The organism is Kitasatospora sp. NPDC096147, from assembly GCF_044763225.1.
Classification (GTDB): Bacteria; Actinomycetota; Actinomycetes; order Streptomycetales; family Streptomycetaceae; genus Kitasatospora.
Genome location: NZ_JBIWFX010000003.1, coordinates 720573 through 734117, shown reverse-complemented (window position 1 = coordinate 734117; position 13545 = coordinate 720573). Strand labels below are relative to the sequence as shown.

At 70.9% G+C, this 13545-nt stretch carries 10 protein-coding genes, 2 tRNA genes and 1 riboswitch; of the genes, 9 read left to right on the top strand and 3 right to left on the bottom strand.

All coding sequences use genetic code 11. From position 1 onward, the window contains the following. Positions 1 to 110: 110 nt before the first annotated feature. Both ACIRBX_RS13980 and ACIRBX_RS13975 read left to right on the top strand, forming a co-directional pair. On the top strand, positions 111 to 1346 hold the full coding sequence (locus tag ACIRBX_RS13980; protein ID WP_402296375.1) for a PP2C family protein-serine/threonine phosphatase: 1236 nt from the start codon (positions 111 to 113) through the stop codon (positions 1344 to 1346). A 405-nt stretch (positions 1347 to 1751) separates the two neighbouring features. Continuing rightward, the gene (locus tag ACIRBX_RS13975) at positions 1752 to 1946 is read left to right on the top strand and encodes a hypothetical protein (protein WP_396292881.1); all 195 of its coding nucleotides are present in this window, start codon (positions 1752 to 1754) and stop codon (positions 1944 to 1946) included. 97 nt (positions 1947 to 2043) lie between these two features. Here ACIRBX_RS13975 and ACIRBX_RS13970 read toward each other — a convergent pair whose 3' ends face one another. After that, on the bottom strand, positions 2044 to 2772 hold the full coding sequence (locus ACIRBX_RS13970; protein WP_402296373.1) for a DUF6348 family protein: 729 nt from the start codon (positions 2770 to 2772) through the stop codon (positions 2044 to 2046). Positions 2773 to 3139: 367 nt separating this feature from the next. Next, positions 3140 to 3291: riboswitch (cyclic di-AMP (ydaO/yuaA leader) on the top strand. 5 nt (positions 3292 to 3296) lie between these two features. Between ACIRBX_RS13970 and ACIRBX_RS13965 the strand changes: the two genes are divergently transcribed. Next, entirely contained in the window at positions 3297 to 4331 is a 1035-nt protein-coding gene (locus ACIRBX_RS13965) for a peptidoglycan DD-metalloendopeptidase family protein (RefSeq protein WP_402296371.1), read from the top strand. A 64-nt stretch (positions 4332 to 4395) separates the two neighbouring features. On the opposite strand, the gene ACIRBX_RS13960 is transcribed toward ACIRBX_RS13965, so the two are convergent. Beyond that, positions 4396 to 4469, bottom strand: a tRNA-Gly gene (locus ACIRBX_RS13960). Between the two features lie 186 nt (positions 4470 to 4655). Here ACIRBX_RS13960 and ACIRBX_RS13955 point away from each other — a divergent pair. The 5 genes from ACIRBX_RS13955 to clpX all read left to right on the top strand — a co-directional run bounded on the left by ACIRBX_RS13955 (position 4656) and on the right by clpX (position 9485). After that, positions 4656 to 4729: transfer RNA gene (locus ACIRBX_RS13955), tRNA-Pro, on the top strand. Between the two features lie 325 nt (positions 4730 to 5054). Then, on the top strand, positions 5055 to 6425 hold the full coding sequence (gene tig / locus ACIRBX_RS13950) for a trigger factor (RefSeq protein WP_402296369.1): 1371 nt from the start codon (positions 5055 to 5057) through the stop codon (positions 6423 to 6425). Between the two features lie 207 nt (positions 6426 to 6632). After that, entirely contained in the window at positions 6633 to 7250 is a 618-nt protein-coding gene (locus tag ACIRBX_RS13945; protein ID WP_402296486.1) for an ATP-dependent Clp protease proteolytic subunit, read from the top strand. Positions 7251 to 7306: 56 nt separating this feature from the next. After that, positions 7307 to 7954 (top strand): ATP-dependent Clp protease proteolytic subunit, encoded by a 648-nt coding sequence (locus ACIRBX_RS13940; protein WP_402296367.1) that lies wholly within the window; start codon positions 7307 to 7309, stop codon positions 7952 to 7954. Positions 7955 to 8195: 241 nt separating this feature from the next. Next, positions 8196 to 9485 (top strand): ATP-dependent Clp protease ATP-binding subunit ClpX, encoded by a 1290-nt coding sequence (clpX, locus tag ACIRBX_RS13935; RefSeq protein WP_345289180.1) that lies wholly within the window; start codon positions 8196 to 8198, stop codon positions 9483 to 9485. An 82-nt stretch (positions 9486 to 9567) separates the two neighbouring features. Here clpX and ACIRBX_RS13930 read toward each other — a convergent pair whose 3' ends face one another. Then, positions 9568 to 10578, bottom strand: a complete 1011-nt coding sequence (locus ACIRBX_RS13930; RefSeq protein WP_402296365.1) for a hypothetical protein — start codon at positions 10576 to 10578, stop codon at positions 9568 to 9570. 143 nt (positions 10579 to 10721) lie between these two features. Between ACIRBX_RS13930 and ACIRBX_RS13925 the strand changes: the two genes are divergently transcribed. Beyond that, positions 10722 to 13358 carry a valine--tRNA ligase gene (locus tag ACIRBX_RS13925; RefSeq protein WP_402296363.1) on the top strand — a complete coding sequence of 879 codons (2637 nt, stop codon included), beginning with the start codon at positions 10722 to 10724 and terminating at the stop codon, positions 13356 to 13358. Positions 13359 to 13545: the final 187 nt, after the last annotated feature.

Sequence of the window (13545 nt, the reverse complement as noted above, 5' to 3'; positions counted from 1 at the left end):
CCCTACCGCCGCCCCGGCGGCCGAAACCCGTTGGCCCCGCACCCGCGAACGCGCCCGGCGCCGCCCCACCCGTCGACGGCACCCGGTGCCGGTGGATAAGGTCAAGGCCCATGGCTGGCAGCACGCCGGGCTCCGAGCCCAGGACGACTGGCACGGGCCAGGCCGCAGCGGCGGCCGACGGCCCGTGGACGGCCCGGTTGCGCGGCAGGCTGTACCGGGCCCGCCGAGTGCTGCGCCGGACCGCCGTCGACCACTTCCGGGGGGACGCGGCCGACTGGCTGGCCTTCGCCGTGCTGTTCGCCGCCGTCCCGCTGCTGGTGCTGCTGAACATCCTGATCCCGGCCTGGGCCCCGCCCACCGCCCTGGTGCTGCCGATCCTGGCCGGAGCGCTGATGCTGCGGCCCGGCACCCTGGTGCTGCTCTACGCGGCGGCTGCGCTCGGCCTCTCCACCGAGTCGCTGATCCACACCGGCGAGCGGGTGGCCAGCGACCATCCGGACACCTACGTCTTCGGCGTCACCCCGGGTGCCGCGCTGGTGGTCGGCGCGGTCGGGGTGGCCGGGCTGCTGCTGGCGCAGTTCCGCAGCCGGGTCGGGGTGCCCTGGCGGGGCGGCGGCTCGATGCTCTTCGACCTGCGCGAGCGGCTCCGGGTGCAGAGCCGGGTGCCCGCGCTGCCGGAGGGCTGGTCGGCCGACATGGCGCTGCGCCCGGCCGGCGGGCAGTCGTTCTCCGGCGACTTCGTGGTGGCGGCCCGCACCGGGCCGGGCCGCCGGGTGCTGGAGGTGGTGCTGGCGGACGTCTCCGGCAAGGGCATGGACGCGGGCTCCCGCGCCCTGCTGCTGTCCGGCGCGTTCGGCGGCCTGCTCGGCTCGCTGCCGGCCCACGAGTTCCTCCCGGCGGCCAACGGCTACCTGCTCCGGCAGGACTGGGACGAGGGCTTCGCCACCGCCGTCCACCTGGTGCTGGACCTGGACACCGGGGAGTACGAGCTGCTCTCGGCCGGTCATCTGCCGGGCATGCAGCGGCACGCCGGCACCGGCCGGTGGGACGTGATGGAGGCGCCCGAGGGCGGGCTGCTAGGGGTGTACGACGGCGCCAAGTTCGAGGGCGTGCGCGGGCGGTTGGACCGGGGCGACGTGCTGATGCTCTGCACCGACGGCATGGTCGAGGTGCCCGGCCGGGACCTGACCGAGGGCATGGACCGGTTGATGGGCGAGGCGGACCGGCTGGTCGGCGGCGCCCCGTTCGCCCAGCTCGGTGGTCGGGGCTCGGCGGTGAAGCTCATCGAGTCGGTGGCCAAGGACGTCAACGACGACCGCGCGGTGCTGCTGCTCTGGCGCGCCTGACGCCCCGTCGGGTGGCACCCGGTGCCGCGCCCCGACGGTGGGACGGGCACCGGAGCCGGGGCCCGAACCGGGGCCCGGAGGTGTCAAGTCCCAACGCCGATCTTCGGCCATTCCTGCGGCATAGTCCGGGAAGTGGATCTAGGACCGGCCGGAGCGGTCAACTGCCAGTTGGGGCCGCCCTGGCGACGGACCGTCAGGCCCGCTCCGCTATCGTCTCGGTCGGCGGAAATTCGTCTCACATCGCAGGATCTTCGGGGCCTGCTTCCGGCAAGTCCTTTACGCAGTCCGCACGAACGACCACACTGAGTCCGGGTGGGACGGTCGGTTCTCGGGGGGTCCGGGGGATTGCTCGGGGGATTGGGCCCGCCACGAAACTCGCTACGTAGAAAGAGGAAGTGAGTCCGGGTGGCCTTCTCCGTCTCAGCCCTGGTCCTGTTCGGCATCATCTGCGTGATCTTCATCCGCAACAAGCAGTTGAAGACCAGTCACGCCATCATCGCGGCACTGTTCGGCTTCATGCTGAGCCAGTCCACGGCTGCCGGCCCGATCCAGGAGTTCCTCAGCCAGCTCGCCAAGACCATCTCCTCGGTCGCCGGCTGAGCCGTCCCGCTCCGAGCGGTCCGGCGCCGAGCGGTCGCGCGCCCTGCCGTCCCGCGCCGAGCCGTTCCGACCGGTCGCGGACCCGCCCGCCAGCGGGTCAGCGCCGTCGCCGCCACCAGCGCGCCAACCGGCCGCGCCGTGGTGCGGGGGCCGTCACGCGCTCCGGCAGCGCCTCGGGCTCCGGCGCGAACACCAGGAACAGCCGCGCCCAGCAGAGCCGTTCGCCGCGCGGCCAGTCCTGCGCGCGCAGCGCCGCCGAGGCCGCGCTGCTCACCCGGCCGTTCACCCGCACCTCGGCCACGTCGTGGCCGGCCTTGCCGCCGAAGAACAGCTTCACGCCGTTCACCTGACCCGGGGTCAGCTCCGGCAGCACGGCGGCGGCCAGGGCGGGCGAGGAGTGCTGCCCGGCCAGCCAGTCGGCCAGCAGCTCCGAGCCGGTGCCGAAGGTGGCCGCCGGGCTCTGCACCACCCGCCAGCCGGGGAACTCGGGCGTGCTGAACGCCTGCTCACCGGAGAGCAGTTGGAGCACGGCGGTGGCGGTGGTGCCGGCCCAGATCATCACCGCGTTGTCGAGCTGCTCGGTGTCGTCGCCGCCGAAGCCGGCCGCGCAGTCCCAGACCACCGGGCCGTCGCCCCGGCCGAGCTGGAGCACGTAGCCGAGGTCCACGTGGCCGGTGGTGCCCCGCTCGGCGTGCTCGCGGACCGCCACGGCGGTGGTGCCGGGCCCCCGGACCACCGCGCCGTCCACCGCGAACTCCAGGCCCAACCGGGCCATCTCGCGGACCACTCCGCGCCGTATGACGGCCAGCCGCTCCTCGTGGGGCACGGGCGGATCTCCTCGCAGCCACCCCGGTGGGCGGCGCTCTGTTCTCGAACGGGAACCTCGAACGGCGAGCGTATCGGCCCGGCGTGACCGGTGTCACGGCGCCTGCCGACGGAGCGCACGGAGCCGTATCCGGACGGTGGTTTTCGACACCCTACGTGTGCGTAGCATCGGCCCAGGGTCAGCGATCATGGGCGCCGGAGGCGGAAGTCCCGACCTCCGAGTGACTTTGGTCCCGCCGGGTGCTCGTTGATCGTTCAACTCGGGCTTGCCAGCGTCGGGGGCGATGGGCTTAGCTGCGGATCCAGTCCGGCGGATCGACCGGACGGGCCCACCGGGTGGAACGCCGAGTCCTGCCACCACCCGGAGCCTCGAACCAGCACCGCCATGGCAGGAGTGGGGGACCCACAGGTAAGTCGCCGTACCGGTCACACCGGTCCGGCTAGGGGTGAAGCCGCGCCAGCGGCCGGGCATCTCCAGCCCGAACCCGACAGCTCACCTCACAGGCGTCGGAGAGGACCAGCCCCATGTCCGTCAAGGGCAAGCACCGTCGCGTCCAGCTGTCCCGTCTGACCCGCATCGCGGTCGCCACCGGTGTGGTCGGCGCCGCCTTCGCGGTCCCGGTCAGCGCCGCCAGCGCGCACCAGAACCACACCCCGGCCGCCGCCCCCGAGGCCGCCGTCGCCGTCGCCCCGCAGGCCGCCCCGGCCGCCGTGCAGGCTTCCGCCCCGGCCGCCGCTCCGGCCGCCGAGGCCAAGGCGTACCAGGTGGTCAGCGGGGACACCCTCTCGAAGATCGCCAACGCCCAGCAGGTCGAGGGTGGCTGGGAGAAGCTCTACCAGGACAACCGGACCGTCATCGGCGGCAACCCGAACCTGATCTTCCCGGGCCAGAACCTCTCGCTGGCCGGCAAGGCCGCCGTCGCCGCCCCGGCGCCGGCCCAGGCCCCGGCCCCGCAGCAGTCCAAGAGCGAGGACACCACCAAGGCGTCCCGCTCCAAGGCCTCCACCCCGGCCCCGAAGGCCGCCACCCCCAAGGCCGAGGCTCCCAAGGCCGCCGCGCCGAAGGCCGAGGCCCCCAAGGCCGCCGCCGCCCCGAAGGCCACCACGCCGAAGGCCGCCGCGCCCAAGGCCGAGACCTCCACCACCGTCGCCTCCGGCGGCTACGTGGCCCCGGTCTCCGGTGGCACCTCCACCGCGTACCACGCCTCCGGCTCCTCCTGGTCCAGCGGCTACCACACCGGTGTGGACTTCCGCGCCTCCACCGGCACCAGCGTGAAGGCCGTCACCTCCGGCACCGTGGTCAAGGCCGGCAACGGCGGCGCCTACGGCAACGAGGTCGTCATCCGCCACGCGGACGGCAAGTACTCCGAGTACGCCCACCTCTCCTCGATCGGCGTCTCGGCCGGCCAGACCGTCTCGGCCGGTCAGCAGATCGGCCTCTCCGGTGCCACCGGCAACGTGACCGGCCCGCACCTGCACTTCGAGATCCGCACCGGCGCCTCCTACGGCTCCGACATCGACCCGGTCTCCTACCTGCGCGCCCACGGCGTCAACCTCTGACGAGACCGACACCACGTCAAAAGGCTCCGGCCCCCGGTCACTGACCGGGGGCCGGAGCCTTCTGTGGAGCGGGTGACGAGAATCGAACTCGCGTGACCAGTTTGGAAGACTGGGGCTCTACCATTGAGCTACACCCGCACAGGACGCCCCGTGGCCGCGTGCTGCGGTCGCGAGGACAGGGTCAGCGTACCTGGTCGGATCGGCTGCTCGCACACCGCTTTGACGGTTCGGCACGTCGGTGCCGCCGGGCGCAGGGGTCAACGGCCGCCCGGGTGAACGGCCGTGGGGGGTGGGGGGTGCCGTGTACGCTTCCTCTCGGCACCACGGGGTGTGGCGCAGTTTGGTAGCGCGTCCGCTTTGGGAGCGGAAGGCCGTCGGTTCGAATCCGGCCACCCCGACAGTGCGGCAGGGTCTCGTCCGAAGGCGGGGCCCTGTTGGCGTACCGGGGCCGTCCGGAGGGCCTGGCGCGGGCCCCCGTCATCCGTGTGGCAGCACCCTGGCGTCCGCCTTTCGTGCTACCGGTAGGATGGGCGGCTGGCGGTAGTCCCTGCGCAGATCCGTGCAGGTCAACCGCCCGAGGGCGAGGAGTCAAGCTCACCGTCCACCCCCTTGTACGGGAGATGCAGCTCCAACCGCCCATCGCCCGTCTCGCCGCACCGCGCCCGGCCCGCCGGCCGGCAACGGCGGAGACAACCTGACCGCAAGCCCATAGGAGACCCAACCGTGAAGAGCGCCGTCGAGACTCTGAACCCGACCCGGGTTCGACTCACCGTCGAGGTGCCTTTCGAGGAGCTCAAGCCGAGCCTCGACGCGGCCTACAAGAAGATCAACTCGCAGGTCTCGGTCCCGGGCTTCCGCAAGGGCAAGATTCCCGCCAAGGTGATCGACCAGCGCTTCGGTCGTGCCGCGGTGCTGGAGGAGGCCGTCAACGACGCGCTGCCGCGCTTCTACACCCAGGCCGTCGACGAGGGCAAGATCGAGGTCCTCGGTCAGCCCGAGATCACCGACATCCAGGGTGTCGAGAACCTGGCCGACGGCGGTGACCTCACCTTCGTCGCCGAGGTCGACGTCCGTCCGGAGATCACCCTGCCCGACTTCGCCGGCATCGAGGTGACCGTCGACCCGATCGTGGTCGAGGACGCCGACGTGGAGAAGTCCCTGGAGCAGCTGCGCGAGCGCTTCTCGTCGGTCAAGGACGTCGAGCGCGCCGCCGCCGAGGGCGACGTCGTGGTCGTCGACCTGGAGGCCAAGGTCGACGGTGAGGTGCCGGAGGACGGCACCGCCACCGGCGTCAGCTACGAGATCGGCTCGGGCCGTCTGCTGGACGGCATCGACGAGGCCGTCGTCGGCCTCTCGGCCGGCGAGACCAAGACCTTCACCACCGAGCTCAAGGGCGGCACCCAGGCCGGCAAGAGCTCCGAGGTGACCGTCACCGTCACCGCCGTCCAGGAGAAGGAACTCCCGGAGCTGGACGACGAGTTCGCGCAGCTGGCGAGCGAGTTCGACACCCTGGAGGACCTGAAGGCCGACTCCCGCAAGCGCCTGGAGCGCATGCGTGAGTTCGACCAGGCCACCCAGGCCCAGGAGCGGGTGCTCGACGAGCTGCTGAAGCTGGTCGAGATGGAGTACCCGGAGAAGCTCCTCAAGGACGAGGTCGAGACCCGCAAGCACAACCTCGAGCACCACCAGCTCGAGCCGATGGGCCTCACCCTCGAGACCTACCTCGCCACCCAGGACAAGTCCGTCGAGGACTTCGAGAAGGAGACCGAGGAGCAGGCCAAGAAGGGCATCAAGACCCAGTTCGTGCTCGACGAGATCGTCGACGCCGAGAAGCTGGGCGTGAACCAGGACGAGCTCACCGAGCACCTGGTCCGCCGCGCGGCCGGCTCCGGCATGACCCCGGACCAGTTCGCCCAGCAGGTCGTCCAGGCCAACCAGGTCCCGCTGCTGGTCGGCGAGGTCGCCCGCGGCAAGGCGCTGGCCCTGGTCGTCGAGCAGGCCAAGGTCACCGACACCAACGGCGAGGTCGTCTCCTTCGAGGACGACGAGGAGGCCGAGGAGTCGGTCGAGTCCGCCGAGACCACCGAGGCCTGAGCCTTCGGTACGGTCTGACGCACCGTCAGGGAACGGCCCGGACCCCCGCCAGGGGGGTCCGGGCCGTTCCCGTGACCGGGTCCGGACCCTGCGCTCACAGCGAACAGTTCCGCGCGGGGGATTCCGAGGCGGGGCCGTCGCGTTAGGGTCCATAGACAGCGACAATTCGACTGAGCAGGTGGCTAAGTGACGTTCCCGCAGATGCAGATGCCTGGCCTGATGGCGCCGCACGCCGCCGCTGGTGACGTGCTCGGCGGCCTGGGCGACCAGGTCTACAACCGGCTGCTCAACGAGCGCATCATCTTCCTCGGCCAGCAGGTCGACGACGACATCGCCAACAAGATCACCGCCCAGCTCCTCCTCCTGGCCGCCGACCCGGAGAAGGACATCTACCTGTACATCAACTCGCCGGGCGGCTCGATCACGGCGGGCATGGCGATCTACGACACCATGCAGTACATCAAGAACGACGTGGTCACCATCGCGATGGGCATGGCCGCCTCGATGGGCCAGTTCCTGCTGACGGCCGGTGCCAAGGGCAAGCGCTTCTCGCTGCCGAACGCCAACATCCTGATGCACCAGCCCTCGGCCGGCCTCGGCGGCTCGGCCACCGACATCAAGATCCAGGCCGAGCAGCTGCTCCGCACCAAGAAGCGGATGTCCGAGCTGATCGCGCAGCACAGCGGCCAGTCCTTCGAGCGGGTCACCCAGGACTCCGACCGGGACCGTTGGTTCACCCCGGAGGAGGCCAAGGAGTACGGCCTGATCGACTCGATCATGCACAGCGCCGCGGACGTTCCCGGCGGCGGCGGCACCGGCGCCTGATCCGGCACCGGCAGCCAGACCCAACCGACCGTCACGCTTCGGAGGACAGACCCCCCATGTACAACGCGCGCACCGAGCTCACCGCCCCCCGGGCCGAGGGCCGTTACATCGTTCCGCGCTTCGTCGAGCGCACCTCGCAGGGCATCCGCGAGTACGACCCGTACGCCAAGCTGTTCGAGGAGCGCATCATCTTCCTCGGCTCCCAGGTGGACGACGTCTCGGCCAACGACATCATGGCGCAGCTGCTCTGCCTGGAGTCGATGGACCCGGACCGCGAGATCCAGATGTACATCAACTCGCCCGGCGGCTCCTTCACCGCGCTCACCGCGATCTACGACACCATGCAGTACGTGAAGCCCGACATCACCACCGTCTGCATGGGCCAGGCGGCCTCGGCGGCGGCCGTGCTGCTGGCGGCCGGCACCCCCGGCAAGCGGATGGCGCTGCCGAACGCCCGCATCCTGATCCACCAGCCGTACACCGAGACCGGCCGCGGCCAGGTCTCCGACCTGGAGATCCAGGCCAAGGAGATCTTCCGGATGCGCGAGCAGCTGGAGGAGATGCTCTCGAAGCACTCCAACAAGCCGGTCGAGCAGGTCCGCGAGGACATCGAGCGGGACAAGATCCTGACGGCCGAGGAGGCCCTCGAGTACGGCCTGATCGACCAGATCATCTCCACCCGGAAGTCCTCGCTGACTTCCTGAGCCCCCTGTGGCTCAGGGGACGGAGCACGGCGAGCCGCCGTGCTCCGCCCCCTTCCTCCGACGGCATCTGTTCGGTATCAATTCGCCCAGGGCGTACGGCAGACCTGTCGAAGTCGGCGGAATTACCGGCTCGGCAGAGTACCGTCGGATTAGCGAGACCGGCCGCCGCGGCGCGGCCCGATCGCCTCACAGCACCAGGCCCCGGACCCCCGCGGGGCCCCTGGCGAAGGGGAAGCACCTCGTGGCACGCATCGGAGACGGTGGCGACCTGCTCAAGTGCTCGTTCTGCGGCAAGTCCCAGAAGCAGGTGAAGAAGCTCATCGCCGGGCCAGGCGTGTACATCTGCGACGAGTGCATCGACCTGTGCAACGAGATCATCGAGGAGGAGCTCGCCGAGACCTCCGAGGTGCGCTTCGAGGAGCTCCCGAAGCCCCGCGAGATCTACGAGTTCCTCGACCAGTACGTGGTCGGCCAGGACATCGCCAAGAAGTCGCTCTCGGTCGCGGTCTACAACCACTACAAGCGCGTCCAGGCCGGCGAGGCCGGGCGCAGCGGTGGGAACGGCCGCGAGGACGCGATCGAGCTGGCCAAGTCCAACATCCTGCTGCTCGGTCCGACCGGCTCCGGCAAGACCCTGCTGGCGCAGACGCTGGCCCGGATGCTGAACGTGCCGTTCGCGATCGCCGACGCCACCGCCCTGACCGAGGCGGGCTACGTCGGCGAGGACGTCGAGAACATCCTGCTGAAGCTCATCCAGGCGGCCGACTACGACGTCAAGAAGGCCGAGACCGGGATCATCTACATCGACGAGATCGACAAGGTGGCCCGCAAGAGCGAGAACCCGTCGATCACCCGGGACGTCTCCGGCGAGGGCGTGCAGCAGGCCCTGCTGAAGATCCTGGAGGGCACCACCGCGAGCGTGCCGCCGCAGGGCGGGCGCAAGCACCCGCACCAGGAGTTCATCCAGATCGACACCACCAACGTCCTGTTCATCGTCGGCGGTGCGTTCGCCGGCCTGGAGCGGATCATCGAGGGCCGGGCCGGCGCCAAGGGCATCGGCTTCGGGGCCACGATCCGATCCAAGCGCGAGTCGGACGCCAGTGACCACTTCCGTCAGGTGATGCCCGAGGACTTGGTCAAGTTCGGCATGATCCCCGAGTTCATCGGCCGCCTCCCGGTGATCACCAGCGTGCACAACCTCGACCGCGAGGCGCTGCTGCAGATCCTCACCGAGCCGAAGAACGCGCTGGTCAAGCAGTACCGCAAGCTCTTCGAACTCGACGGCGTGGAGCTGGAGTTCAGCCGCGACGCGCTGGAGGCCATCGCGGACCAGGCGATCCTGCGCGGCACCGGTGCCCGTGGTCTGCGGGCCATCATGGAGGAGGTGCTGATGTCCGTGATGTACGAGGTGCCGTCCCGTCAGGACGTGGCCCGCGTGGTGGTCACCGGCGACGTGGTCTCCAAGCACGCCATCCCGACCCTGGTGCCGCGCGACATGATCAAGCGCGAGCGGCGCGACAAGAGCGCCTGACGCCGGATCCTCCCGGCCAGTACGCGGCGGCCCCCGTCCTCACCGAGGACGGGGGCCGCCGCGTACTGCCGTGCGTGCGGGCCTACTTGGGGGCCACCATGGCGTCCCGGAGGGCGCGGGTCTGGGTGGCGGCCTCGCTCTGGCTGATGGCGGTGGCGTTGCCGTCGAGGCTGACCTTGCTGAAGGTCACGGTGGCGTAGCTGGAGTGGTTGACCCAGACGCAGATCGGGATCTCCACCGTGCTGGCGGTGGCCACGCCGCAGGAGAGCAGGCCGGACCTGTCCTTGGCGTCGTTGGCCGGCACCTCGGCCAGCGGGGTCTTCCAGGTGAGCCGGCTGGTGGTGGTCATCTGGGTGTTGACCTGCTTGACGATCGCCTGCGGGTTGTCGATCTTCCCCCAGGAGCCCGCGACGGTGATGCTGTCCATCGCGTCCTTGCCCTTGTTGTACGTCGCCAGCAGGCCGCCGTCGTAGGTGGCGGCGCCACCGCCGGCGGCCGGGGTGTCCTTGCTGCTCTTCAGCAGGTAGCCGCCGCCCAGGGTCGGCGGGGCGACCAGCTTGAACTTGCCGCCCTCCCCGCCCTTGGCGGAGCCGCCGGAGCCACCGGAGCCGCTCGAACCCCCGGAGCCGCCCGAGCCGATCGAGGTGCCGGTGGTCTGCGTGACGCCCTCGTCCTGGACCGCCTGCCAGGCGAAGTAGCCGCCGACCGTGAGCACCACCGCTCCCGCCAGCACGCCGATCACGATCCCCGGGGTGTTGTTCTTCGGGGCGGCCTGCGGCGGTCCGGCGAACTGTGGCTGGCCGTAGCCGGGCTGGCCGTAGGGCGGCTGCGGCTGGGGCTGCGGGTAGCCGTAGCCCTGCGGCTGCGGTTGCGGCTGGCCGTACGGGGGCTGCGGCGCGCCGAACTGCGGTGCGGGGGGCTGCTGTTGGGGCGCCTGGGGGTAGCCGTAGCCGGGGGGCGGCGGCGGTGCCTGCTGGCCGTACCCGGCGGGCGGCGGCTGCTGGCCGTACGGGGCGGGCGGGGGCTGCGGTGCGCCGAACTGCGGAGGCTGGCCGTAGGGTTGTTGCGGCTGGTCCTGCGGTGGTCCGTACATCTGCGTTCCCCCTCTGCACCGCCCCCGGCGGTGTTCCTTCGGTGAGTAGGGCACGGTACCGCATGGGTGTTCGCCACCCCCGTCCGGGTGCCGGACGGAAAGGCGGTCGTGGGGGGCCTTCAGGTTTACGTAAACTGTGCGTCGTGACCGACACCACGAACCAGCGCCCCGGCACTTTCGACGGGGACAACGCAGCCACCCTCCCGACGACCTACGCCCCGGCGGAGGTAGAGGGCGAGCTGTACGAGCGCTGGGTGGAGCGCGGTTACTTCACCGCCGACGCGAAGAGCGACAAGCCCGCCTACACCATCGTCATCCCGCCGCCGAACGTCACGGGTGCCCTGCACCTGGGCCATGCCTTCCAGCACACCCTGATGGACGCCCTGACCCGCCGCAAGCGGATGCAGGGCTACGAGGCGCTCTGGCTGCCCGGCATGGACCACGCCGGCATCGCCACCCAGAACAAGGTGGAGCAGCAGCTCGCCGAGTCCGGTCTCTCCCGCCACGACCTGGGCCGCGAGGCCTTCGTCGAGAAGGTCTGGGAGTGGAAGCGGAACTACGGCGGGAAGATCCTCGGCCAGATGCGCCGCCTCGGCGACGGCGTCGACTGGTCCCGCGAGCGCTTCACCATGGACGAGGGCCTCTCCCAGGCCGTCCAGACCATCTTCAAGAAGCTCTTCGACGACGGCCTGATCTACCGGGCCGAGCGCATCATCAACTGGTGCCCGCGCTGCCTCACCGCGCTCTCCGACATCGAGGTCGAGCACGAGGACGTCCCCGGCGAGCTGGTCTCGATCCGCTACGGCGACGGTGACGACTCCATCGTGGTCGCCACCACCCGGGCCGAGACGATGCTCGGCGACACCGCGGTGGCCGTCCACCCGGAGGACGAGCGCTACGCCCACCTGGTCGGCCGCACCATCAAGCTGCCGCTGACGGACCGTGAGATCCCGGTCGTCGCCGACGAGCACGTCGACCCGGAGTTCGGCACCGGCGCCGTCAAGGTGACCCCGGCGCACGACCCGAACGACTTCGCCATCGGCCAGCGGCACGGCCTGCCGAACCTGACCGTGATGGACGAGCGCGGCGCCATCACCGTGCACGGCCCGTTCCTCGGCCTGGACCGGCTGGAGGCCCGCTCGGCCGTGGTCGGCGCGCTGCGCGAGCAGGGCCGGATCGTCGCCGAGAAGCGGCCCTACGACCACTCGGTCGGCCACTGCTCGCGCTGCCACACCATCGTCGAGCCGCGGCTGTCCCTCCAGTGGTGGGTCAAGGTCGAGCCGCTGGCCCGGGCGGCCGGCGACGCGGTCCGGGACGGGCGGGTGCAGATCCACCCCAAGGAGATGGAGCGCCGCTACTTCGACTGGGTCGACAACATGTACGACTGGTGCATCTCGCGCCAGCTCTGGTGGGGTCACCGCATCCCGGTCTGGTACGGCCCGGACGGCGAGGTCGTCTGCGTCGGCCCGGACGAGCAGCCGCCCGCCGGCGAGGGCTGGCACCAGGACCCGGACGTCCTGGACACCTGGTTCTCCTCCGGCCTGTGGCCGTTCTCCACGCTCGGCTGGCCGGAGCAGACCCCGGACCTGGAGAAGTTCTACCCGACCGACGTGCTGCTGACCGGCCACGACATCATCTTCTTCTGGGTCGCCCGGATGATGATGTTCGGCCTGTACGCGATGGACGGTCAGGCGCCGTTCCACACCATCGCGCTGACCGGCCTGGTCCGCGACGAGTTCGGCAAGAAGATGTCGAAGTCCTCCGGCACCGCCGTCGACCCGCTGGACTGGATGGACGCCTACGGCGCCGACGCGGTCCGCTTCACCCTGGCCCGCGGCGCCAACCCCGGCGCCGACGTGCCGATCGGCGAGGACTGGGTCAAGGGCTCCCGGAACTTCTGCAACAAGATCTGGAACGCCACCCGCTTCGCGCTGATGAACGGCGCCACCGTCGAGGGCCCGCTGCCCGCGCCGGAGGAGCTGACGGCCGTGGACCGGTGGATCCTGTCCCGGCTGAACGCCACCGTGGCCGAGGTCGACGCGCTGTACGACGACTACGAGTTCGCCAAGGTCTCGGACACCCTCTACCACTTCGCCTGGGACGAGGTCTTCGACTGGTACGTCGAGCTCTCCAAGACCACCCTGGCCAAGGGCGGCGCGCAGGCCGACGCCGCGCGCCGGGTGCTCGGTGAGGTGCTGGACGTGACGCTGCGTCTGCTGCACCCGGTCGTGCCGTTCGTCACCGACACCCTGTGGACCACGCTGACCGGCGCCGAGTCCCTGGTGGTCACCGAGTGGCCGAAGGACAGCGGCTACCGCGACGCGGCGGCCGAGTCGGAGATCGCCACCCTCCAGCAGGTGGTCACCGAGGTCCGCCGGTTCCGCTCGGACCAGGGCCTGCAGCCCGCCCAGAAGGTCCCGGCCCAGCTGGAGCTGGCCGGTACCGTGCTGTCGGTGCACGAGGACGCGATCCGCTCGCTGCTGCGGCTGACCGTGCCGGGCGAGGGCTTCGCGGCCACCGCCTCGCTCCCGGTCGCCGGGGCCACCGTGGCGCTGGACCTGTCCGGCACCATCGACGTGGCGGCCGAGCGCAAGCGCCTGGCCAAGGACCTGGCCGCCGCCGAGAAGGAGAAGGCCCAGTGCGCCGGCAAGCTCGGCAACGAGGGCTTCCTGGCCAAGGCCCCGGACGAGGTGGTCGCCAAGATCAAGGCCCGCCAGGAGACCGCCGAGGCCGACATCGTCCGGATCACCGCGCAGCTGGCGGCGCTCCCCGCGAGCTGACGCCGCACCGCCCGAGGGCCGCACCCCCGTTCCGTACGGGGGTGCGGCCCTCGGCCGTTCCCGGGAAAGGGAGTTGATTCCCCGTCGGATTTCCGGGCCGCACAATAGCCCGTTCGGCCGAATTCCCTCACGTACGCTGGTCGCTGGCGGACGTGCACGAAGGGTGCGAAATGCGAGAGGGCGGGCG